The organism is Streptomyces sp. HNM0574 (genome assembly GCF_012726235.1).
In the GTDB taxonomy this organism is placed as follows: domain Bacteria; phylum Actinomycetota; class Actinomycetes; order Streptomycetales; family Streptomycetaceae; genus Streptomyces.
Window position 1 is genome coordinate 387,212 of the sequence record NZ_JAASAH010000001.1, and the last position, 21,617, is coordinate 408,828.

Annotated in this window: 21 protein-coding genes; 16 read left to right on the plus strand and 5 right to left on the minus strand. The window is 72.5% G+C overall.

Translation table 11 applies throughout. The features are described 5' to 3' along the window. The first annotated feature begins 19 nt into the window (after positions 1–19). The 9 genes from HCC30_RS01590 (at position 20) to HCC30_RS01630 (ending at position 8,768) form a co-directional block, all read left to right on the plus strand. Complete coding sequence (locus tag HCC30_RS01590) at positions 20–775, plus strand: GntR family transcriptional regulator (protein ID WP_346776449.1); 756 nt, start codon at positions 20–22, stop codon at positions 773–775. Positions 776–1,049: 274 nt separating this feature from the next. Beyond that, entirely contained in the window at positions 1,050–2,030 is a 981-nt protein-coding gene (locus HCC30_RS01595) for a sugar ABC transporter substrate-binding protein (RefSeq protein WP_169440117.1), read from the plus strand. Continuing rightward, on the plus strand, positions 2,027–3,085 hold the full coding sequence (locus HCC30_RS01600) for an ABC transporter permease (RefSeq protein ID WP_169440118.1): 1,059 nt from the start codon (positions 2,027–2,029) through the stop codon (positions 3,083–3,085). Before HCC30_RS01595 ends, HCC30_RS01600 begins: the two co-directional genes overlap by 4 nt. Beyond that, a complete protein-coding gene (locus tag HCC30_RS01605; protein WP_169440119.1) occupies positions 3,082–3,906 on the plus strand; it encodes an ATP-binding cassette domain-containing protein in 825 nt (274 codons plus the stop codon). The genes HCC30_RS01600 and HCC30_RS01605 overlap by 4 nt, the downstream gene beginning before the upstream one ends. Positions 3,907–4,093: 187 nt before the next feature. Beyond that, the gene (locus HCC30_RS01610) at positions 4,094–5,245 is read left to right on the plus strand and encodes an ROK family glucokinase (protein WP_169440497.1); all 1,152 of its coding nucleotides are present in this window, start codon (positions 4,094–4,096) and stop codon (positions 5,243–5,245) included. Next, entirely contained in the window at positions 5,242–5,853 is a 612-nt protein-coding gene (locus HCC30_RS01615; protein WP_346776450.1) for a hypothetical protein, read from the plus strand. Before HCC30_RS01610 ends, HCC30_RS01615 begins: the two co-directional genes overlap by 4 nt. Before the next feature lie 90 nt (positions 5,854–5,943). Further along, entirely contained in the window at positions 5,944–7,218 is a 1,275-nt protein-coding gene (gene pcaC, locus HCC30_RS01620; RefSeq protein ID WP_169440120.1) for a 4-carboxymuconolactone decarboxylase, read from the plus strand. A 104-nt stretch (positions 7,219–7,322) separates the two neighbouring features. Further along, the gene (locus tag HCC30_RS01625; RefSeq protein ID WP_169440121.1) at positions 7,323–7,979 is read left to right on the plus strand and encodes an MBL fold metallo-hydrolase; all 657 of its coding nucleotides are present in this window, start codon (positions 7,323–7,325) and stop codon (positions 7,977–7,979) included. A 9-nt stretch (positions 7,980–7,988) separates the two neighbouring features. Beyond that, positions 7,989–8,768 (plus strand): exodeoxyribonuclease III, encoded by a 780-nt coding sequence (locus HCC30_RS01630; RefSeq protein ID WP_169440122.1) that lies wholly within the window; start codon positions 7,989–7,991, stop codon positions 8,766–8,768. 116 nt (positions 8,769–8,884) lie between these two features. On the opposite strand, the gene HCC30_RS01635 is transcribed toward HCC30_RS01630, so the two are convergent. Then, positions 8,885–10,651 carry an SGNH/GDSL hydrolase family protein gene (locus HCC30_RS01635; RefSeq protein ID WP_240979293.1) on the minus strand — a complete coding sequence of 589 codons (1,767 nt, stop codon included), beginning with the start codon at positions 10,649–10,651 and terminating at the stop codon, positions 8,885–8,887. A 227-nt stretch (positions 10,652–10,878) separates the two neighbouring features. Between HCC30_RS01635 and HCC30_RS01640 the strand changes: the two genes are divergently transcribed. The 5 genes from HCC30_RS01640 (at position 10,879) to HCC30_RS01660 (ending at position 14,699) form a co-directional block, all read left to right on the plus strand. Next, complete coding sequence (locus tag HCC30_RS01640; RefSeq protein ID WP_169440123.1) at positions 10,879–11,319, plus strand: DUF6278 family protein; 441 nt, start codon at positions 10,879–10,881, stop codon at positions 11,317–11,319. 114 nt (positions 11,320–11,433) lie between these two features. After that, positions 11,434–12,228 (plus strand): amino acid ABC transporter ATP-binding protein, encoded by a 795-nt coding sequence (locus HCC30_RS01645; RefSeq protein WP_169440124.1) that lies wholly within the window; start codon positions 11,434–11,436, stop codon positions 12,226–12,228. An 11-nt stretch (positions 12,229–12,239) separates the two neighbouring features. Further along, the gene (locus HCC30_RS01650; RefSeq protein WP_346776451.1) at positions 12,240–13,172 is read left to right on the plus strand and encodes a glutamate ABC transporter substrate-binding protein; all 933 of its coding nucleotides are present in this window, start codon (positions 12,240–12,242) and stop codon (positions 13,170–13,172) included. 16 nt (positions 13,173–13,188) lie between these two features. Further along, positions 13,189–13,833, plus strand: a complete 645-nt coding sequence (locus HCC30_RS01655; RefSeq protein WP_169440125.1) for an amino acid ABC transporter permease — start codon at positions 13,189–13,191, stop codon at positions 13,831–13,833. Then, the gene (locus tag HCC30_RS01660; RefSeq protein WP_169440126.1) at positions 13,830–14,699 is read left to right on the plus strand and encodes an amino acid ABC transporter permease; all 870 of its coding nucleotides are present in this window, start codon (positions 13,830–13,832) and stop codon (positions 14,697–14,699) included. The genes HCC30_RS01655 and HCC30_RS01660 overlap by 4 nt, the downstream gene beginning before the upstream one ends. A 68-nt stretch (positions 14,700–14,767) precedes the next feature. Here the strand turns inward: HCC30_RS01660 and HCC30_RS01665 are convergent, their stop codons facing one another. Then, positions 14,768–15,553: a hypothetical protein gene (locus HCC30_RS01665; protein WP_169440127.1), complete on the minus strand. Its 786-nt coding sequence runs from the start codon at positions 15,551–15,553 to the stop codon at positions 14,768–14,770. Between the two features lie 141 nt (positions 15,554–15,694). Here HCC30_RS01665 and ggt point away from each other — a divergent pair, with 141 nt between their 5' ends. Then, positions 15,695–17,527 (plus strand): gamma-glutamyltransferase, encoded by a 1,833-nt coding sequence (gene ggt / locus HCC30_RS01670; RefSeq protein WP_169440128.1) that lies wholly within the window; start codon positions 15,695–15,697, stop codon positions 17,525–17,527. A 71-nt stretch (positions 17,528–17,598) separates the two neighbouring features. Here the strand turns inward: ggt and HCC30_RS01675 are convergent, their stop codons facing one another. After that, positions 17,599–18,555: an ornithine cyclodeaminase family protein gene (locus tag HCC30_RS01675; RefSeq protein ID WP_169440129.1), complete on the minus strand. Its 957-nt coding sequence runs from the start codon at positions 18,553–18,555 to the stop codon at positions 17,599–17,601. Between the two features lie 168 nt (positions 18,556–18,723). Here HCC30_RS01675 and HCC30_RS01680 point away from each other — a divergent pair, with 168 nt between their 5' ends. Further along, entirely contained in the window at positions 18,724–19,296 is a 573-nt protein-coding gene (locus tag HCC30_RS01680) for a DinB family protein (RefSeq protein ID WP_169440130.1), read from the plus strand. 6 nt (positions 19,297–19,302) lie between these two features. On the opposite strand, the gene HCC30_RS01685 is transcribed toward HCC30_RS01680, so the two are convergent. Together HCC30_RS01685 and HCC30_RS01690 are read right to left on the minus strand one after the other, a co-directional pair. Next, entirely contained in the window at positions 19,303–19,752 is a 450-nt protein-coding gene (locus HCC30_RS01685) for a GNAT family N-acetyltransferase (RefSeq protein WP_169440131.1), read from the minus strand. Positions 19,753–19,803: 51 nt separating this feature from the next. After that, positions 19,804–21,450, minus strand: coding sequence for a CocE/NonD family hydrolase (locus HCC30_RS01690; protein ID WP_169440132.1), 1,647 nt, complete (start codon positions 21,448–21,450; stop codon positions 19,804–19,806). Positions 21,451–21,617: the final 167 nt, after the last annotated feature.

Genomic DNA, 21,617 nt, shown 5'->3' on the forward strand with positions numbered 1-21,617 from the left:
GGGGGACTACCCTCGCCGCGTGGCAAAGAACGATCCCGCCGGTCTCCAGCTCAGCGTCGACCGCACCAGCCCGGTCCCGCTGTACTTCCAGCTGTCCCAGCAGCTGGAGGCCGCCATCGAACGGGGCGGGCTCGCGCCGGGCAGCCTGCTCGGCAACGAGATCGACCTCGCCGGACGGCTCGGCCTCTCCCGCCCCACCGTGCGCCAGGCCATCCAGTCCCTCGTCGACAAGGGCCTGCTGGTCCGCCGCCGTGGCATCGGCACCCAGGTCGTGCACAGCCGGGTGCGCCGCCCGCTGGAGCTGAGCAGCCTCTACGACGACCTGGAGGCGGCCGGCCAGCGCCCCGCCACCCGGCTGCTGGCGCACCGCACGGAGGAGGCCGCGGGCGAGGCCGCCGCCGCGCTCGGAGTGCCGGAGGCCACCCCCGTGCTCCGCGTCGAGCGGCTCCGGCTCACCCACGGCGAGCCCATGGCGTACCTGCGCAACCACCTGCCGCCGGAGCGCGTCGCGCCCTCGCCCGAGGAGCTGGAGACCACCGGCCTTTACCGGCTGATGCGCGGCGCCGGGATCACGCTGCACAGCGCCCGCCAGTCGGTCGGCGCCCGCGCGGCGACGGCCGAGGAGGCGGAGCTGCTCGGCGAGGAGGAGGGCGCGCCGCTGCTGACGATGGAGCGGACGACGTACGACGACACGGGACGCGCCGTGGAGTACGCCGCGCACCTGTACCGCGCCTCCCGGTACTCCTTCGACTTCCAGCTCCTCGTGCGCTCGTGAACGGCCGGCCCGCGGCACGGGGAGCCGGGACCCCATGAAGGCTTCGGGGCGTAGTGACGGATACTTGTGCGAGGTCCGCGAAACCCGCACCGATCACCACCGGGCACAGTGCCCCGGCGGCCGTGCGGGACGGTACGGCGGTGCGGCCGCCGCGAGGATCATCGGCCATACCCCCCACCGAGAGGGCGACAACCGCGTGTCCACGCCGGAGACGTTCCGAAGAGGCCGTACGCGCAGGCGTGCGGGAGCAGCTGTCAGGGCGGCGTTCGCCGTCGTGGCCGCCGTGACGGCCACCGCCGTGCTCGCTGGATGCAGCAGCACCGGGGGCAAGCGCGCCGAGGAGGAGCGCGCCGCCGCCACCTCGGGCAAGGCGAACGTGACCACCCCGCGCTGGAAGATCGCGATGGTCTCGCACTCCGGTGACGGCGACACCTACTGGGACATCGTCCAGAACGGCGCCAAGCAGGCGGCGGCCAAGGACAACGTCGAGTTCCTCTACTCGCACGACAAGGAGGCCGGCCGGCAGGCCCAGCTCGTCGACGCCGCCGTGGACAAGCGCGTCGACGGACTGATCGTCACCCTCGCCAAGCCGGCCGCGATGAAGAGCGCCGTCGAGCGGGCGGTGAAGGCGGGCATCCCGGTCGTCACCATCAACTCGGGGCAGGACGTCTCCAAGGCGTACGGCGCGCTCGCGCACATCGGCCAGGACGAGGTCATGGCCGGTGAGGCGGTGGGCGAGGAGCTCAACGAGCGCGGCCGGAAGAAGGCCGTCTGCGTGCTGCACGAGCAGGGCAACGTCGGCCACGAGGAACGCTGCCGCGGCGTGAAGAAGACCTTCGACGGCAAGGTCCAGAACCTCTACGTCGACGGCACCAACATGCCCAACGTGCAGTCCTCTCTTGAGGCCAAGCTCCAGTCCGACAGCTCCGTCGACACCGTCGTCACCCTCGGCGCGCCCTTCGCGGCCACCGCCGTCAAGGCCGTCGAGTCCGCCAGGGGCGCAGACAGCGAGGCGGAGGTCGACACCTTCGACCTCAACGCGCAGGTCGCCACGGGCCTGGAGGACGGCTCGGTCGGCTTCGCCGTCGACCAGCAGCCCTACCTCCAGGGGTACCAGGCCGTCGACCTGCTCTGGCTGTACCGCTACAACGGCGACATGCTCGGCGGCGGGAAGCCCGTCCTCACCGGACCGCAGATCCTGACCAAGAAGGACGCGCCCCGGCTGAAGGAGTTCACGAAGCGGGGCACCCGATGAGCGGCGGAGCGAGCGAGGCCGTCGGCAGCGAGGCGGTCCCCGACGAACGGCTCGCGCACCGCTCGCTGGTGCGCCGCATGGTCAGCCGCCCCGAACTGGGCGCGGTCGTCGGCGCGGTGGCCGTCTTCCTGTTCTTCGCGTTCGCCGCCGACAGCTTCCTGCGCGCCTCCAGCCTCTCCACGGTGCTCTACGCCTCGTCGACGATCGGCATCATGGCGGTGCCGGTGGCGCTGCTGATGATCGGCGGCGAGTTCGACCTGTCGACCGGCGTGATGGTCACCACCTCGGCGCTGGTCTCGTCGATGTTCAGCTACCAGATGACGGCCAACGTGTGGGTGGGTGTCGGCGTCTCGCTGCTGGTCACCCTGGCGATCGGGCTGTTCAACGGGTACCTGCTGGTGCGCACGAAACTGCCGAGCTTCATCATCACGCTCGGCACCTTCCTGATGCTGACGGGCCTCAACCTGGGCGTCACCAAACTCGTCAGCGGCACCGTCTCCACCAAGAGCATCAGCGACATGGAGGGCTTCTCCTCCGCCAAGGCGCTGTTCGCCTCGCGGCTGACGGTCGGCGGCGTCGACGTCCAGGTCACGGTGATCTGGTGGCTGGCCCTGGTGGCTCTGGCCACCTGGATCCTGCTGCGGACGAAGGCGGGCAACTGGATCTTCGCCGTCGGCGGCGGCGAGGACACCGCGCGCGCCGTGGGCGTCCCCGTCTCCCGCACCAAGATCCTGCTGTACCTGGGCGTCGCCCTCGGCGCCTGGATCTCGGGCCAGCACCTGCTGTTCAACTACGACGTGGTGCAGTCCGGCGAGGGCGTCGGCAACGAGCTGATCTACATCGCCGCGGCCGTCATCGGCGGCTGCCTGCTGACCGGCGGCTACGGCTCCGCCGCGGGCGCGGCCGTCGGCGCGCTGATCTTCGGCATGACCAGCAAGGGCATCGTGTACGCGCAGTGGGACCCGGAGTGGTTCAAGTTCTTCCTGGGAGCGATGCTCCTGGTCGCCACGCTGCTCAACGCGTGGATCAGGAAGCGGGCGGAGGCGAAACGGTGAGCGAGCTCGTCGAGCTGACCGGCGTCAGCAAGTTCTACGGCAACATCCGCGCCCTGGAGGACGTCTCCCTCCAGGTCGGCGCGGGCGAGATCACCTGCGTCCTGGGCGACAACGGCGCGGGCAAGTCCACCCTCATCAAGATCATCGCGGGGCTGCACCGGCACGACGCGGGCACCTTCCGCATCGAGGGCGAGGAGGTCGCCCTCGACTCCCCGCGCGACGCCCTCGACCGCGGCATCGCCACCGTCTACCAGGACCTGGCCGTCGTCCCGCTGATGCCGGTCTGGCGGAACTTCTTCCTCGGCTCCGAACCCACCAAGGGCCGGGGCCCCTTCTCCCGCCTCGACGTCGACGCCATGCGCCGCACCACGCACAGCGCCCTGCTGCGCATGGGCATCGACCTCCGCGACGTCGACCAGCCCATCGGCACCCTCTCCGGCGGCGAACGGCAGTGCGTCGCCATCGCCCGCGCCGTGCACTTCGGCGCCAAGGTCCTCGTCCTCGACGAGCCGACCGCGGCGCTCGGCGTGAAGCAGTCCGGGGTCGTGCTCAAGTACGTCGCGGCCGCGCGGGACGCCGGGCTCGGCGTGGTCCTCATCACGCACAACCCGCACCACGCGTACCTGGTCGGCGACCGGTTCGTGCTGCTCAAGCGCGGCACGATGGCCGCCAGCCACGTCAAGGAGGGCCTGGAGCTGGAGGAGCTCACCCGCCAGATGGCCGGGGGCAGCGAGCTGGAGCAGCTGAGCCACGAGCTCGGCAGGACCGGCCCCGGCGCGGACTCCGGGAGCCCGGAAGCGGAGGGACCGGGCGGATCGTGACGTGTCCGTCACACACGCACCGGAGCACACGGGTAAGGCACAATCGGCGGCGCGGGCCCGGCGCCGCGCCCGCACCGGACCAGCCAGCCACGCAGAGACGAGACGAGACGTTGCGCGCATCCATCCGCGGCCACCGCACCTGCCACGCGCCCGCGCCGGCGTCCGGTGAGGAGGCTGCGCAGTGAGCATGCACCGAGACCGAAGCGGTGACCGCGTCTACCGCCGCAGCGCGCCCAACGCGAGCGTGCTGCGCACGGTCAGCACCCGGGAGCGGCGCTCGCCGCAGGCCGCGCCCCGCGTCCCGACCGTCGGCATCGACATCGGCGGCACCAAGGTCATGGCGGGTGTCGTCGACGCCGACGGGCACATCCTGGAGAAGGTCAGGGCCGAGACCCCGGACAAGTCCAAGAGCCCCAAGGTCGTCGAGGACACCATCGCCGAGCTCGTCCTCGACCTCTCCGACCGGCACGACGTGCACGCCGTCGGCATCGGCGCCGCCGGCTGGGTCGACGCCGACCGCTCCCGGGTGCTGTTCGCGCCGCACCTCGCCTGGCGCGACGAGCCGCTGAAGGACGCGCTGACCTCGCGGCTCGCCGTCCCCGTCATGGTCGACAACGACGCCAACACGGCCGCCTGGGGCGAGTGGCGCTTCGGCGCGGGCCGCGGCGAGGACCACCTCGTCATGATCACCCTCGGTACGGGCATCGGCGGCGCGATCCTGGAGGAGGGCCGGGTCAAACGCGGCAAGTTCGGCGTCGCGGGCGAGTTCGGGCACATGCAGGTCGTCCCCGGCGGTCACCGCTGCCCGTGCGGCAACCGCGGCTGCTGGGAGCAGTACAGCTCGGGCAACGCGCTGGTCCGCGAGGCCCGCGAACTGGCCGTCGCCGAGTCGCCCGTGGCATACGGGATCATCGAACGGGTCGGCGGGAAGCCCGCGGAGATCACCGGCCCGCTGATCACGGAGCTGGCCCGCGAGGGCGACGCGATGTGCACCGAGCTGCTCCAGGACATCGGCCACTGGCTGGGCGTCGGCATCGCCAACCTGGCCGCCGCGCTCGACCCGTCCTGCTTCGTCATCGGCGGCGGCGTCAGCGCCGCCGACGACCTGCTGATCAACCCGGCGCGGGACGCGTTCCGGCGCCAGCTCACCGGCCGCGGGTACCGCCCCGAGGCCCGCATCGCCAAGGCCCAACTGGGCCCGGAGGCGGGCATGGTGGGCGCCGCCGACCTGGCGCGGCTCGTCGCCCGGCGCTTCCGCCGGGCCAACCGCCGCAGGCTGGAGCGGTACGAACGGTACGAACGGGCAGCGGACAACCTGCGCAGGGCGGTGGGCCAGTGACCACGTCGACCACGACCACTCCGTCCCCGGGGGCCCCGGGCCCCGGCACCGGCGACGGAGCCGTCCCTTCCGGTACGCCGGAGCGCCCGCCGCGCAAGCCGCGGCACCGGGTGCTGACCCTGCTCGTCGTCGTCCTGCTGATCGCCATCCCCGCCGGGTATCTGGTGATCTCCGCGTTCCAGAGCCGGGACAGCGGCGAGGACAAGGAGCGCGGCGCGGCGGCCACGAGCCTCTCGTACGGCTGGCCGAGCAAGGTGCAGCAGCGGATCTACGACGTGCCGGTGCCCCCGCGTTCCTCCCGGATCGCCTTCTACGAGGACAACTCGTGGAAGAAGAGTGTGCTCTTCGTGCAGTTCCGTACGTCGCCCGAGCGGCTGGACGACTTCCTCGGTGACATCGGCAGCGGCACTTCCGAACTGACGGACGGCCGTGTCACCATCAGCGGCGAACAGGCGGCGGAAGTCGGCTGGGACCTGGGGGAGAGCGATCACCGCTACGCGGGCACCACGCTCGAACAGCCGGGCGCACAGCCCGACTTGGCGGTCACCGTGGACCGCACGCACGAATCCCGCCCGCAGGTCTACGTCGTGTCCACCGCCACGTTCTGACCCCCACGAAGTCTCCCGGCGGCGGTGCGGACGCCGGAGAGAGCTGACCCGCGTGTCAGTACCCCCATCAACTCTCGGTAGCGTGAGCGTGTGAGCGAGACGAAGACCTCCCAGCTGTTGCAGCACCGGATCGACGGTCCCGACGGAGCACCCCTGCTCGTCCTGGGCCCCGAACTGGGCACCACATGGCACATGTGGGACCGCCAGATACCCGAACTGACGCGTCACTGGCGGGTCCTGCGGTTCGACCTCCCCGGACACGGAGGGTCCCCGGCCCACCCGGCCGACTCGGCCCAGGCCCTCGCGGAGCGCCTCCTCGCCACCCTCGACTCCCTCGGCGTCGAACGCTTCGGCTACGCGGGCTGCTCCATCGGCGGCGCCATCGGCATCCAGCTCGCGCTCATCGCCCGCGAACGCGTCTCCTCGCTCGCGCTCATCTCCTCCTCGCCCCGGCACGGCACGCCGGACGCCTGGCGGCAGCGCGGCGTGGTCGTCCGCACCAACGGCCTCGACCCGCTGGCCCGTTCCACCCCGGAGAAGTGGTTCACGTCCGGCTTCGCCACGGCGCAGCCCGCGATCGTCGAGTGGGCCGTGCAGATGGTCCGCACCACCGACCCCGGCTGCTTCATCGCCGCCTGCGAGGCCCTCGCCGCCTTCGACGTACGCGAGGACCTCGGCCGCATCGGCGTCCCCGCGCTCGTCGTCTCCGGCGCCGAGGACGAGGCGACGCCGCCCGCCGACGCGCGCGCCCTGGTCGCCGGGATACCGGACGCGCGGCTCGCGATCGTGCCCGGCGCCTCGCACCTCACGCCCGTCGAACAGCCGGGCGCCGTCACCGAGTTGCTGATCCGGCACTTCACCACCACCTGGCAGGAGTCCCCCGCGGGCCCGCCCGCGCCCGCGCCGATCGTCACGCAGATGCCGCCGCGCGCCTCGGCCGTCGCCGAGCTGGAGTCGGCGGAGATCGCGGGCGTGCGGATGCGCACCGACCAGTACGACGGCGGGCTGAAGATCCGGCGCGAGGTGCTCGGTGACGCGCACGTCGACCGCGCGCTGGAGGAGGCCGACGAGTTCACGCAGGACTTCCAGAACTTCATCACCCGCTACGCGTGGGGCGAGGTCTGGGGCCGCACCGGCATCGACCGCCGCACCCGCTCGGTGATCACCCTCACCGCGCTCGTCGCGCGCGGGCACATGGGCGAACTCGCCTTCCACATCCGCGCGGCGCTGCGGAACGGGCTCACGCCGACGGAGATAAAGGAGATCCTGCTGCACACCGGGGTCTACTGCGGTGTCCCCGCGGCGAACGCGGCCTTCGCCGTCGCCCAGGACATCATCCGCGAGGAGACCACACCGGAGGAGTGAGCCTTCGCGGGGTGCTCCGTGCGTCACCGGATCACCCCGCCGTCATGGCCCGGTCGCGCAGTTCCCCGCGCCCCTGCGGGGCGCGACGCGCCACAATGGCGGCCATGGATCTGATCAAGAAGGGCCACTCCTGTGTGCGGCTGGAGAAGGACGGCCGGGCGCTCGTGGTGGACCCCGGCAACTTCACCGAGGCGGACGCAGCCGTCGGCGCCGACGCGATTCTCGTCACGCACGAGCATCCCGACCACTTCGACGAGGGGCGGCTGCGCTCCGCGATGGAGGCCAACCCGGCCGCGCGGATCTGGACGCTGCCCAGCGTCGCCGAACGGATCTCCACCGCCTTCCCCGGCCGGGTGACCACGGTCCGGGAGGGCGACGCGTTCGAGGCCGCGGGCTTCGACGTCCAGGTGCAGGGGCAGCTGCACGCGGTCATCCACCCGGACATCCCGCAGATCGGCAACGTCGGCTACGTCATCGGCGACGGCGCGCACACCGTCTTCCACCCCGGCGACGCGCTGACCGTCCCCGACACCGGCGGCGAGACCCTCGGTACCCTGCTGCTTCCGGTGCACGCGCCGTGGAACAAGATCTCCGAGGTCATCGACTACGTGCGCGAGGTCGCGCCGCGGCAGGCGCTCGACATCCACGACGGCCTGCTCCAGGACCGCGCGCGGCCGATCTACGACCGGCAGATCGGCGATCTCGGGGGCGTCGCCCACGGGCGTCTGGCCGCGGGCGAGCGTGTCGGTCTCGCGCGGTAGATTTCGGCTATGCGTATCGCCACCTGGAACGTCAATTCCGTGACCGCGCGGCTGCCGAGGCTGCTGGCCTGGCTGGAGTCCTCCGGCACGGACGTGCTGTGCCTGCAGGAGCTGAAGTGCTCCGGCGAGGCGTTCCCCACCGAGGCCCTGCGCGAGCTCGGGTACGAGGCCGCGGTCAACGGCAACGGCCGGTGGAACGGCGTCGCGGTGGTCTCCCGCGTCGGCCTGTCGGACGTCGTCGCCGGGCTGCCGGAGCAGCCGGAGTACGACGGCTCGGTGGAGGCCCGCGCCGTCGCCGCGACCTGCGGCGGCGTCCGCGTGTGGTCGGTGTACGTGCCGAACGGCCGCGAGGTGGACCACCCGCACTACGCCTACAAGCTCGACTGGCTGGCCGCGCTCCGCGCCACCGCCGAGAAGGACGCCCCGGGCGAGCAGCCGTTCGCCGTCCTCGGGGACTTCAACATCGCCCCGACCGACGACGACGTGTGGGACATCGCCCGCTTCGACGGCGCCACCCACGTCACCGGGCCCGAGCGGCAGGCGCTGGAGTCGCTGCGCGGCGCCGGCCTGGCCGACGTGGTGCCGCGTCCGCTCAAGTACGACCACCCGTTCACGTACTGGGACTACCGGGAGCTGGGCTTCCCGAAGAACAAGGGCATGCGGATCGATCTGGTCTACGGGAACGCGGCGTTCTCCGCCGCGGTGAAGGACGCGTACGTGGACCGGGAGGAGCGGAAGGGGAAGGGGGCCTCGGACCACGCGCCGGTGGTGGTGGATCTGGAGCGGTAGGTCTTTGACCGCTTCGGGGTACGGGGGTGCCCCGGTCCGTGCGTCGCCGGCTGCGGGTGTGTGGGGGGTTGTTCGCGCAGTTCCCCGCGCCCCTTGTGGGGGCGCGGGGTGTGCTGTCAGGGGCGGAGTGCCGGCAGGTCGACGGATTCGCCGAGGGCGCGGAGGCCCGCGTCGCCGGGGTGCAGGTGGTCGCCGCTGTCGTAGGCGGGGAGCATCCGCTGGGGGCGCTGCGGGTCGCGGATGACGGCGTCGAAGTCGAGCACGTCGTCGAAGACGCCGGAGCCGCCGTCGTTCTCGCGGATGAACCGGTTCACCACCGTCCGGCGCTCCTCCACCACGGGCGTGCAGTCCTTGTAGCCCTCGCAGGGCGTGAGGGTCGCCGCGACCACCCGCAGGCCCCGCTCCCGCGCCCGCTCCGCGATCGCGCGCATGCCCGCGACGACCTGCTCGGGCGGGGTGTCCCAGCGCACGTCGTTGATTCCCTCGAAGAGCACCACCGTGCGCACGTTCGTCTGCGCGAACACGTCCCGCTCCAGCCGGTGCTGGGCGCTGACGCCCGCGGTGTCGGTGCTGACGCCGTCGCCCGGGTAGCGGTCGGTGACGATGCGGTTGGCCGAGATGCCGTGGTTGAGGACGCCGAACTGCGGGACGGTCGCGCCCCCGTCGTCCTCCAGGCGCCGCGCGAGCACGTCCGGCCAGCGCCGGTTGGTGCCCTCCGTCGAGCGCACCCCGTCCGTGATCGAGTCGCCGAGCGCGACCACCGAGCCGGGGCCGCCCCGCACGTCGACGCCGGTGAGGAACGGCCACATCGACAGGGACCGGGTGAAGGAGCCGCCGCCGGTCTCGCCGGTGCGGTCGCCGACGCCGCTCTCCGTCAGGTACGAGCGCTGGATCGCCTCGCTGTGCACCGGCGCCGCGGGCACCGGACCCGGCAGGTGGAGGCTGACGAGCAGGTCGGTGTTCTCCGGCACGTCGAAGTCGACCGGATCGCTCACCGCCCGCTCCCCGGCGGCCATCACGGTGCCCTTCCCGCCGTCGAACCGCAGCGGCACCGGCGGCCCCGCCGCGGCCGCGCCCTCCCCGCGCACCGCGACCGAGGCGGAGCCGATCCGTACCGGGGTGGACGCGAAGGTGTTCTCCAGGCGGATGCGCGCGCCCTGGCCGCCCCGCGAGGTGTGGACGACCAGCCGCAGCGTCTGGTCCTCCCACAGCCCGGTGCCGGTGTAGCCGCCGGTGCTGGCCGACCAGCTGCCGCTCCAGCCGTCCTGGAGCGGCCGGACGGCGGCGGCGAAGACGTGCAGATCCGCGTCGGGGCCCGGGTCGCGCGGCAGCTCGACGGAGCCGATCGGCTGCCCCTCGCGCACCGGCACCGTCACGGCGTACAGCTTGGCCTTCTCCTGCACGGTGCCGCCGCCGGTGGCGATGTGCGGCAGCGCGACCGCCTTGGTGGCGAGCGAGCCGCCGCGCCAGTCCTCGGCGGAGAGGGTGTAGCCGCTGGTGGAACCGTCCGTGTAGTGCACCGTGCCGCGGCCGGAGACGGCCGGGCCCGGGCCGCCGGGTGAGGTGGCGGCGACGAGGAAGGACACGGCGTCGCCCCGTCCCTCCAGCCGGACCCGCTGGCCGTCGGCGACGACGTTGTCCGCGCCGTCGGGGCCCGGCTCGGGCCAGGTCAGCGGCGCCGCGTCGAGGTCGAGACCGGCGCCGGGGCGCCAGCCCGCCGCGTTCAGGTCGGCTTCCGGCAGGGCGTTGCCCGCGCCGTCGAAGTCGGCAGGGTGTCCGGGGCGTTCGGGCCCCGCGACGGCCCGGTTGTCGAAGAGCTGCTCCAGCGGCAGCGGCTCGGCGGCGTCGGCTGCGGTGCCGACCGCGACGGCGGGGGTGGCCATCGCGGTCATCACGACCGTGAGGGGAATGCTCCAGATACGTCTGTGCACGGCTGTCCGTCCTCTCGTGCGGCTCCAACACACGGCTGTACGGCTCTGATTCGACCGGGACGCGGTGAAGGCGGAGAGGCCGTGGAGCAGCGCCCAGGTTTCCGTGGGGGCAAGCGGACACTGCATGTCCACAGCGTGCCTGTGGTGCCGCGGCCCTGGGGGATGCCACTCTGATCCGTATGAACATCCCCTTCCTGGACAACTGGCGCAAGAGGCATGACGCGACGCACGGCATCTCGTCGCCGGACGCGGTGGCCAGTGACCCGGAAGGCGCGGCACAGCTCTTCTCCGAATGCGAGCTGCTGCGCGCCCAGGCGGAGAGCTCCGGCGTCGAACTCGACGACTCCGCCGACTCGTTGGCCGCACTCGACCAGCTGCTCCCGCGCTGGCGGGACGACCCGGAGGTCGCCGAATGGCTCGGCACGGACGCGGGCCTCTACCTCGGCACCGTCCTCGTCCGGACCGTGCCCGGCGCGCACTGGCGGCTGTCGGACGAGGGGCAGCCCGTGGTGCGGCTGCCGTCGGAAACGGACGTCGAGGTGCTGGCCGAGGGCACCTCCTGGGCCGAGACCGGCACCCCGGAGCTGTCCCAGCTGTACGCGGAGGCCGCGGAGGGCTAGTCCGCGGGCGCCGGTCCGGGCGGCGTGGTCACGCCTTCCAGGGGAGCGCTGCGTGTCCTCCCGTAAGTCGCCTGTTTGCGGCGATAGTTTCCAGCTTCTATGGAAACGCCGCCTATGGACAAGCCGCCCAATGACCCCTCAGCCGTCGGCTCCTCGGCCCAGGGGTCGTCGACGGAGCCGCTCATCGAACTGCGCGGCGTCAACAAGCACTACGGCAAACTGCACGTGCTGCGGGACATCGATCTGACCGTCGGACGCGGTGAAGTCGTCGTCGTCATCGGCCCGTCGGGCTCCGGCAAGTCGACGCTGTGCCGGACCATCAACCGGCTGGAGACGATCGAGTCCGGCACCATCGTCGTCGCCGGGCAGCCGCTGCCCGAGGAGGGGAAGGCGCTCGCCAGGCTGCGGTCCGAAGTGGGCATGGTCTTCCAGTCGTTCAACCTCTTCGCGCACAAGACCGTGCTCGCGAACGTGATGCTCGCGCCGCTCAAGGTCCGCCGGAAGCGCAAGGACGAGGCCGAGCGCCGCGCCCGCGAACTCCTCGAACGCGTCGGCCTCGCCTCGCAGGCCGAGAAGTACCCGGCGCAGCTCTCCGGCGGCCAGCAGCAGCGCGTCGCCATCGCCCGCGCGCTGGCGATGGACCCGCAGGCGCTGCTGTTCGACGAGCCGACCTCGGCCCTCGACCCCGAGATGATCAGCGAGGTGCTGGAGGTCATGCAGCAGCTCGCCCGTGAGGGCATGACGATGGTCGTCGTCACCCACGAGATGGGCTTCGCCCGGTCCGCCGCGAACCGTGTGGTGTTCATGGCCGACGGCCAGGTCGTCGAGGACCGCGTCCCGGAGGAGTTCTTCACCGCGCCGTCGAGCGCGCGGGCCAAGGACTTCCTGTCCAAGATCCTCAAGCACTGAGAGGGCGAACCGTGCGAACCCGCCGTACAGTTGCGCGCCCCGCCCGCCACGCAGCCCTTCTGCTGTGCGTGCTGGCGCTGCTCGCCGCGGGCTGCGGCAGGGCGGGCAGTCCGCCCGTCCGCGGCCCGCAGCCGAAGGAGGAACCCCGCTACGTCGTCGACCGGGACTTCCGGCTGCCCGGGTCGCCGACCTGGGAGCGCGCGAAGAAGCGCGGCCACCTCGTCATCGGCTCCAAGGAGGACCAGCCGGGCCTGGGCGAGATGGACCCGGCCACCGGCGAGTACTCCGGATTCGACGTCGAGATCGCGAAGATGCTCGCCGCCTCGCTCGGCTTCGACCCCGAACGGGACGTCACGTTCAAGGCGATCGCCTCCGCCAACCGCGAGACGGCGCTGCAGAACGGCCAGATCGACTACTACGTCGGCACCTACACCATCAACGACGGCCGCAAGAAGCTCGTCGGCTTCGCCGGCCCGTACTACATCGCGGGCCAGAAGCTGCTGGTGCGCGCCGACGAGAAGCGGCTCAAGGGGCCCGGCTCGATGGCGGGCCGGAAGATCTGCTCGGCCGTCGGCTCCACTCCTCTGCAGCGCATCCAGGCCGACTACCCCAAGGCCGTCTCCGTCGCCTACGACAGCTACGCGATCTGCGTCGACAACCTGCTCAACAAGCAGGTGGACGCCGTCACCACCGACGACACCATCCTGCTCGGCTACGCCTCGAAGCTGCCCGACGAACTGAAGGTCGTCGGCAAGGCGTTCTCCGAGGAGCCGTACGGCATCGGCGTGCCCAGGAGCGACCGGAAGCTCGCCGAGGCGCTCGACACCGCCCTGACCGCGCGGGAGCGGAACGGCGACTGGAAGAAGGCGTACGACGCGACCCTCGCGCTCTCCGGAGAGCCCGCGCCGAAGCCGCCGCGCGTCGACCCTTCGCTGACTCGATAAGGAGGGCAGCCGGCACATGAACGTACTCACCGAGAACTTCTCGCTCTACGGGGAGGGCTTCCTCGGCACGATCAGGCTGACGGTCTACGCCTCGGTCCTCGCCCTCGTCGTGGGCGTCGTCATGGCGGGCTTCCGCGTCGCCCCCGTGCGTGCGCTGCGCGCCATCGGCACCGGCTGGGTGACCGTGCTCCGCAACACCCCGCTCACCCTGCTGTTCTTCGCGATGCTGCTGGGCCTGCCGCGCTTCGGAGTGGCGCTCTCCTTCGAGGTGTTCGCCGTGCTCGCGCTCGGCTGCTACACCTCCGCCTTCATCTGCGAGGCGGTGCGCTCCGGCATCAACACGGTGCCGCTCGGGCAGGGCGAGGCGTCCCGCAGTCTCGGCATGACCTTCGGGCAGACCCTCGGCACGGTGATCCTGCCGCAGGCGTTCCGCACCGTCATCCCGCCCATCGGCTCGACGCTGATCGCGCTCGCCAAGAACTCGGCGATCGCCGGCTCGTTCAGCGTCGTCGAGCTGCTCAGCACCTACAAGACACTCAACGAGAACGGCTACAGCGTGATCTGGAGCTTCATCTGGATCGCGCTCGGCTACCTGATCCTGACCCTCGCCATCAGCGCGCTGTTCCATCTCATGGAGAAGCGCTGGGGAGTCGCCCGATGACCGCGCACACGACCTCCTCGGCCCTGTACGACCTGCCGGGCCCCAAGGCCCGCGCCCGGCACCTGCTGTACGGCGTGGTCGCCACCGTGGTGCTGGCCGCGCTCGTCGGCTGGGTGATGTATCTCCTTGTCGACACGGGCCAGTTCGAGGCCGCCAAGTGGCGTCCCTTCACCTACGCCGGCATCCAGGAGCTGCTGCTCGCCGGGCTCGGCAACACCCTCAAGGCCTTCGTCTTCGCCGCCGTGCTCTCGCTCGCGCTCGGCGCGCTGCTCGCCTCCGGGCGGCTGTCCGAGCACGCGCCGGTGCGCTGGGTCTCCACGCTGCTGGTGGAGTTCTTCCGGGCCATGCCCGTGCTGGTGATGATCTTCTTCATCTTCGTCGCGCTCCAGGTGCAGCCGCTACCCGCGCTCGTCGCGGGGCTGACGCTGTACAACGGCTCGGTGCTCGCCGAGGTCTTCCGCTCCGGCGTGCACTCCGTCGAACGCGGACAGCGGGAGGCCGCGTACGGGCTGGGGCTGCGCAAGACGCAGGTGATGACGCACGTCCTGGTGCCGCAGGCGGTGCGGGCCATGATGCCCGCGATCATCAGCCAGCTCGTCGTCGCGCTGAAGGACACCTCGCTCGGATACCTGATCACCTACGAGGAGTTCCTGCACGCGGGCAAGCTCATCGCGATCAACCTGGACTACGCGATGCCGTTCATCCCGGTCGTCATCGTCATCTCCGCGATCTACATCGGGATGTGCATGCTGCTGTCCTGGTTCGCGCAGTGGGTGGCCAGGCGGGAGCGCGGCAACGTCAAGAACAAGGCCGTCGACATCGCACCGGCCGAGGCCGGCTCCACCATGCCGGGCGCCCGCGGCTGACGCTCCCGGACCGGCACCGGCCCTCCACCCGCACCGCGGGCGGAGGGCCGGTTTCCGTTTCCGCCGGGTCAGGGCGCGCGGTGGCTGCCGCCCTTGCGGGCGCCGCCGTTGGGCGCGGGGGCGGCGGCGGGCGGCGGGCTCGTGGCCGCGCGGGTCACGTCGGAGACCAGCTCGACCACGTCCGGGCCGTACGCCTGCGAGTTGACGACCTTCAGCAGCAGGCAGAACGAGCCGCTGCCGTACTTCCTGGCCAGCCGCGCGTGGTTCCTGGCCAGATAGCGGGAGGCGGCCTGGTGGGTGACCGGACGCTGCCCGCAGAAGAGGAACACCGGGCGGGTGTTGCCGTTCTGCCCCGCGGTGAGCCGGGCCAGCAGGACGTGTTCGACGCTGCCGTTCGCCATCCGGTACCGCTCGCCGCCGATCGCGAACGCGCCCCGGTCCGGGCCGGGTTCGGCGTCCGGGCCCGCGTTGATCCGTACGCCGGGCAGCAGCGAGGTCAGGTGGGCGGCCATCCGGCGGTTCGCGCCGGGGCCGCCGACGCAGAACTCCGTCCGTTCGCCGAAGCCCTGCTGCGCCGCGTCGTGCGGGACGAGTTCGGCGTGCGCGCCGCACTCCTTCACGTGCGCGGACAGCTCCAGCAGGGCCAGGGCGTCCCCGCGCGTCACGGGCCACTCGGCCGCGCCGGTCTCGCGGCCGACGACGAACAGGCACTCCGAGTTGTCCGGCAGCCCGAAGAACCTCTGGGTGCGCCGCCGTCCGCGCCGCCACACGGCGCCGCGCACCGCCCAGCCCGCGGCGAGCGCCGCCGCGGCCACGATCAGGACGAGCACGGTCTCGCGGAGGGTGTCATTCATGGGGCGGCAGCGTACAGCTGATGGAGAATCCGTGTTCGAGCGGGAGGTGAGGTGTCCGCGACATCCCGCCCCCGACGTGTACTGACGTGTCCGCAACATCCGGTCTAGGCTGCGCTGACCTACACGCACAGGAGGTCACGGATGCGGCGCGTACGACGACGCGGTGCCCGTTTCACCGCCCGCTCCCGGGCGTTGACGGCGCTGACCGCGCTCGCGGTGGCAGGCACACTCACGGCGGGGGCCGCCCCGCCGGGCGACCGGGCCCCGGCGAAGCCCCCCGAGAAGACCCCGGTGGCCACCGGTTCGGGCGGGGCCGTCTCCAGCGTCGACCCGGACGCCTCGGCCGCGGGCATCGAGGTGCTGAAGCAGGGCGGCAACGCCGTCGACGCGGCCGTCGCCACCGCGGCGGCCCTCGGCGTCACCGAGCCGTACTCGGCGGGCATCGGGGGCGGCGGCTTCCTCGTCTCGTACGACGCGGCCAGCGGCAAGGTGCGCACCCTCGACGGCCGGGAGACCGCGCCGGCCGGCGCCGACGAGAACCTGTTCCGTGAGGACGGCGAGCCCGTCCCCTTCGACGAGGCCGTCACCTCGGGGCTGTCCACCGGTACGCCCGGCACGCCCGCGACCTGGCAGCGGGCGCTGGCCTCCTGGGGCAGCAAGCCGCTGCGCGAGGTGCTCCGGCCCGCCGAGCGGATCGCGGACGAGGGCTTCACCGTCGACGAGACGTTCCGGAAGCAGACGGCCGAGAACGCCGACCGCTTCCGCGACTTCCCCGCCAGCGCCGAACTGTTCCTCCCCGGCGGCAAGCCGCCCCGTACCGGAACCACCCTGCGGAACCCCGATCTGGCCCGTACCTACCGCGAGTTGGGCCGGGACGGGGTCGGGGCGATGTACCGGGGCGGCATCGGCGAGGACGTGGTGCGGACCGTCCGCAAGCCGCCCGTCGACCCGGACGCCGAGCGGAAGGTGCGCCCCGGCGACCTGACCCGCGCGGACCTGCGCGGCTACGAGGCGCTGGAGCGCGAGCCCACCCGCAGCGAGTACCGGGGGCTCGACATCTACGGCATGGCGCCCTCGTCCTCCGGCGGCACCAGCGTCGCCGAGGGGCTGAACATCCTGGAGAACAGCGACGTCGGCGAGCTCGGCGAACGCGACTACCTGCACCGCTACATCGAGGCCAGCAGGCTCGCCTTCGCCGACCGCGGCCGCTGGGTCGGCGACCCGGCGCAGGAGGACGTGCCCACCGAGGGCCTGCTCTCGCAGCGCTTCGCCGACTCGCGGGCCTGCCTCGTCGACGACGACAAGGCCCTCACCAGCCCCGTCGCGCCCGGCGACCCGAACGACCCGCAGCCCTGCGAGCCGGGTGACGCGCCCGCGCCGACCACCTACGAGGGCCGGCACACCACGCACCTGACGACCTCGGACAAGTGGGGCAACATCGTCGCCTACACGCTCACCATCGAGCAGACCGGTGGCAGCGGCATCACCGTTCCCGGGCGCGGCTTCCTGCTCAACAACGAGCTGACGGACTTCTCCTTCGAGCCCGCCGTCGAGGGCGTCCACGACCCCAACCTGCCCGGACCGTCCAAGCGTCCGCGCTCCTCGATCTCCCCGACGCTCGTCCTGGACGACGGCCGGCCGCTGCTGGCGCTGGGCTCGCCCGGCGGCGCCACGATCATCACCACCGTCCTGCAGACCCTCACCAACCACCTGGACCGGGGCATGCCGCTCGTCGACGCGATCGCCGCGCCCCGCGCCAGCCAGCGCAACGCCGAGGAGACCGAGGCCGAACCGGCCCTCTACGACAGCCCGTTGCGCAAGCGACTGGAGGCGATGGGGCACCGGTTCAAGGAGACCGAGGAGATCGGCGCCGCCACCGGCATCCAGCTCCTGCCGGACGGGCGCTGGCTCGCCGCGGCCGAGAGGGAGCGGCGCGGCGGCGGCTCCGCGATGGTCGTCCAGCCGGACGACTGAGCCCGGTCACGACCGAGCCCGGTCACGACTGAGCGGTGCCCCGCGGTGCACGGCCGCGGGGCACCGCCGGTTCACGACCGGCCGGGCAGGGCTTCGTACGCGGCGGCGGCGAGGGCGAGGTCCTCCCAGGACATGCCGGTGCTCTTGAAGAAGCGTGGCCCCGTGGCCGGCAACGTCGCTTCGCCGCGCGCCAGTTCGGCCAGCCCCGTCAGCTCCTCCTCGGTCAGGACACCGGCCGCGAGGGGGAGCAGGACGTCGCCCGCCTCGCGCAGCGCCGAGGCGCGGGACTCGACGACGACCGAGGCGCGGCGCACCAGCGCGTCGTCCGTCTCCCGGGCCTCCGGCGAGTGCGAGCCGACGGCCAGCACCGTCGCGTGCCCGGCCACCCGCTCGCCCGCGAACAGCGGCACCGCCGAACTCGTGCAGCAGGCCACCAGATCGGCGCCCGCCACCGCCTCGTCGGCCGCCGCCCCGGGCGCCGCCACGGACACCGTGAGCCCCGGTCCGGTGCGCGCGGCCGCGAACTCGCGGGCGCGCCGCTGGTCCCGGCCGACGACGGTGACGCGGCGCAGCGGGCGTACCGCGCGCAGCGCCGAGAGGTGGCTGTGCGCCTGCGGCCCCGTGCCGAACAGCACCAGTTCCGCCGCCTCCTGGGGCGCGAGCAGCTCGGCGGCGGCCGCCGAGACGGCCGCGGTGCGGACCGAGGTGAGCGCCACCCCGTCGAGCAGGGCCAGCGGGGCGAGGGTCTCCGCGTCCAGCAGCAGGTAGCCGCCCTGGATGCGGGGCAGGCCCCGGGCCGGGTTGTCCGGCGCCACCGAGGCCAGCTTGACCCCGGCGTACCGGGCCGACTGCGAGGGCATCAGCAGCAGTTCGCCGTGCGCGACCGGTACCCGCGCACGTGCCGGATCGGTCTCCGGGTCCAGGCCCTCCCGCAACGCGCGCAGGACGGCGTCCACCGCGCGTTCCATCGGAAGGGCGGCCTCGATCTCCTCGGCGCCGACGGTCATGGGCATGGCTGTGCTGGACATGCTGCTCGCTCCCCGGGATGGACTGCGGCAGCGACCCTACGGCACCCGGACCTGCGGGTTTCGGGCCCCCGGGGCGGTGGGGGCCGGAGGGCGCGGTGTGTCCGTCGGGGCCGGTGTCAGTGGGCGGGGCTAGGGTCCTTCCCGTCGGTCACGAGGAAGGGGACGGTCATGGGCACGGAGCACGAGAGCGGCGGGGCGGGGCCGGGGGAGCGGGCCGATCTGCTGGAGATCGTGGCGGATCAGCGGACCAACTTCCGGTACACGGTGGACGGGCTGACCGACGAGCAGGCCCGCGCCCGCACGACGGTCAGCGAACTGACCCTGGGCGGCCTGGTCAAGCACCTGGCCGGTACACAGCGGATGTGGCTGGAGACGATCGCGGGGACGGCCCCCGCGCAGGTCGCCTTCGCCGACCTCGACCCGGACGCGTACCGGATGACGGAGCGGGAGACCCTCGCCGGGCTGCTCGCCGAATTCGACGCCGCGGCGGCCGAGTTCGACCGCGTGGTGCGCGAGGAACCCGACCCCGACCGGATGCTGACGCTGCCGAGGTACCCGTGGTCGCCGCCGGAGCCCGAGCGGTGGACGGTCCGGCACGTCCTCCTGCACGTCTTCCGCGAGATCGCGCACCACAGCGGCCACGCCGACATCATCCGCGAGTCCCTCGACGGTGCCAGCACCACCCACCGCATGGCCGAGGGGACGCCGGCGGAGGGGATGTTCGAGGAAGGGGAGGGTTAGGGCGCGTCACAGCTCCCGTTCGTAGCAGTGGGAGGCGGAATGGCCGGTGTAGGCACCGAAGTTGGGGATGCGGTGGTAGCCGGAGCGGGTGTAGAAGCGGACGGCGGCGTGCTGGAGCGGGCCCGTCTCCAGGCGGAGCCGGGTCCAGCCACGCGCGCGTGACCAGGACTCCAGAGCGTCGAGGAGCCGCGCGGCCGCGCCCGTGCCGCGGGCGGCGGGGACGACGTACATGCGCTTGATCTCCCCTGTGTCCGTGCCGAGTTCACGGAGCCCCGCGCAGCCCAGCGGGCTGCCGTCGTCCGCGCGGGCGAGGAAGAAGGCGGTGATGTCGGCGGCCGACGGGGGCACCCCGGGCTCGCTGTCCGGGGTGCCGTAGAGCCCGGCGATCTCCGCGCGCTGGTACGCGCGGAGCGCGGCGGCTTCCTCGTCGTCCCACTCCACCTGTGCGGTCTGCATGCGGGAATGGTGTCTGTGCGCTGTTTCCCGGGGGTTACGGCGCCGGGTCGGTCAGTCGCGTACCGGGATGGTGAGGCGGGACGGGTCGGTGGCCGGGGAGGTGAAGGTGAGCCGGGCGCCGTCGGGGTTGTGGTCGATGTAGAGCGGGTCGACGCCGTCGACGACCAGGGCCGTCCGGTGGCCTTCCGGTACGTCGTAGGCGGTGGCGCCGAGTTCGACGTCGACGGGGAAGGGCTCGCCCGGCTTCCGGTCGTGGAAGGTGAACGGCGCGCTGCTGATCAGCTTGGCGTGCCCGAGCGGCCCGACGTCGTACAGGTAGGCGATGCCCGTGCCGCTGCTCTCGTGCGGGGTGACGGTGGTGTGCAGCCGGGGCGCGCCGCGCACCTTCCTGGCCCGCTCGTACGGCGCGGACTCCCAGACGGCGGCGCGGGACCTGGGCAGCAGCGGGAGGGAGGCGGTCGGGGGGAGGCGGAAGAACTGGTCGAGGAGCTGGGAGAGGAAGATGGTGCCGCCGTTGGCGCCGGAGTCCTTGTCGGCTGCGATGGTCCGCGGCTCGCCGTCGAGGGGGAGTTCCTCCCGCGAGGAGGCGAGGGAGTCCCAGTCGGCGTAGCCCTCGTAGCCGCCGCTGCTGCGGGACTTGAGCTGGACGGGGGCCTCCTCGTCGATGCCGTTGCGCTCGCCCTTGAGGTAGCGGTCGAGCCAGCTCCGGGCGTGCGACCAGGTGTCGTTGGGGAGGCCGAGCAGTCCGCTCATCTCGGGGGTGGCGTGGTCGCCGGGGCGGAACTCCAGCCGCTTGGGCCCTTCGAGCTTCTCGAAGAGGTCGGCGTACTGGTTGGGCGGGAAGATCGAGTCGCCCCAGGCGTTGCCGAGCATGACGGCCGCGCCGTTGTCGTTGATCCGGTCGACGTAGGTGCTGGGGGAGCGCTTCTTCCCCCAGGCGATCATCTCGTCCTCCTTGTCGAGGTTCGAGTGCATGAAGTCGTCCAGGATCTGTCGGAGTTCGGCGCTGGGGCGGCCGGTCAGCGCGCCCGCGCCGCCGAGCATCGCGGCCGCCTGCTTGTGCTGGGTGCGGCCGCCGTAGATCGACTCGATGAGGTCGCCCCAGCCGCTGAGCGCGACGACGGCCTTGATCCGCTCGTCGTGCGCGGCGGCGAGCAGGCCGATGCCCGCTCCGTAACTGACGCCCGCCATACCGACCTTGTCCGGGTCGGCCGAGGTGTGGGCGAGGGTCCAGTCGATGACCTTGGAGGCGTCGCGGACGTCCTCGGGCCCCGCGGTCTCGATCTCGCCGCCCGACTGCCAGAAGCCGCGCGAGTTGTAACTGACCACCACATAGCCCGAGTCGGCGAGCTTCTTGGCCTGCGCGAGGTATTCGACCTGCGGCATCGCCCAGCTGGTCGGCAGGACGACGGCGGGGTGCCGCTCGCCCGGCTTCGCGTCGGCGGGGGAGACCACGTTGGCCTTGAGTGCGGTCCCGCCGTCCCCGGCGATGTCGACGAACCGCACGCGCCCGTCGTCGGACTGGCCCTGGCCGGCGGCCGCGGCCGGTGCGCTGCGGGGCGCGGCCTCGGCGTGCGGGGCGCCGGCCAGGGCCGCGGTGGTGAGGAGGCCGGCCGCCGCCGCGCCCGCCACGGCGCCGCGGGCGCGCGGGGAGCGGAGGGAGGGCGCGGCGAAGGTGCGGGGTGTGGGGGAGGGCATCAACTGCTCCAGTCGGTCGGCCGGTTCGACGGGTGGGCACCGGGTCGAGGCGCCGGGGGCGGCACATGCGAACTGACCGGAGAGTAAGCAGCAATCCGTACCCGAGGTAACCCGTCGGTAGGTTACGTCCGGGTAAAGGCATCCTCGCACCCGGGTCCGGGGTCCGC

Bases quoted from the DNA above. Each gene is read 5' to 3' on its own strand.
- HCC30_RS01625 (WP_169440121.1), top strand. From the start codon at position 7,323: ATGGATCTGATCAAGAAGGGCCACTCCTGTGTGCGGCTGGAGAAGGAC.
- HCC30_RS01665 (WP_169440127.1), bottom strand. From the start codon at position 15,553: ATGAATGACACCCTCCGCGAGACCGTGCTCGTCCTGATCGTGGCCGCG.
- HCC30_RS01640 (WP_169440123.1), top strand. From the start codon at position 10,879: ATGAACATCCCCTTCCTGGACAACTGGCGCAAGAGGCATGACGCGACG.
- HCC30_RS01610 (WP_169440497.1), top strand. From the start codon at position 4,094: ATGCACCGAGACCGAAGCGGTGACCGCGTCTACCGCCGCAGCGCGCCC.
- HCC30_RS01690 (WP_169440132.1), bottom strand. From the start codon at position 21,450: ATGCCCTCCCCCACACCCCGCACCTTCGCCGCGCCCTCCCTCCGCTCC.
- HCC30_RS01630 (WP_169440122.1), top strand. From the start codon at position 7,989: ATGCGTATCGCCACCTGGAACGTCAATTCCGTGACCGCGCGGCTGCCG.
- HCC30_RS01645 (WP_169440124.1), top strand. From the start codon at position 11,434: ATGGACAAGCCGCCCAATGACCCCTCAGCCGTCGGCTCCTCGGCCCAG.
- HCC30_RS01635 (WP_240979293.1), bottom strand. From the start codon at position 10,651: ATGGCCACCCCCGCCGTCGCGGTCGGCACCGCAGCCGACGCCGCCGAG.
- ggt (WP_169440128.1), top strand. From the start codon at position 15,695: ATGCGGCGCGTACGACGACGCGGTGCCCGTTTCACCGCCCGCTCCCGG.
- HCC30_RS01600 (WP_169440118.1), top strand. From the start codon at position 2,027: ATGAGCGGCGGAGCGAGCGAGGCCGTCGGCAGCGAGGCGGTCCCCGAC.
- HCC30_RS01655 (WP_169440125.1), top strand. From the start codon at position 13,189: ATGAACGTACTCACCGAGAACTTCTCGCTCTACGGGGAGGGCTTCCTC.
- HCC30_RS01675 (WP_169440129.1), bottom strand. From the start codon at position 18,555: ATGTCCAGCACAGCCATGCCCATGACCGTCGGCGCCGAGGAGATCGAG.
- HCC30_RS01680 (WP_169440130.1), top strand. From the start codon at position 18,724: ATGGGCACGGAGCACGAGAGCGGCGGGGCGGGGCCGGGGGAGCGGGCC.
- HCC30_RS01685 (WP_169440131.1), bottom strand. From the start codon at position 19,752: ATGCAGACCGCACAGGTGGAGTGGGACGACGAGGAAGCCGCCGCGCTC.
- HCC30_RS01660 (WP_169440126.1), top strand. From the start codon at position 13,830: ATGACCGCGCACACGACCTCCTCGGCCCTGTACGACCTGCCGGGCCCC.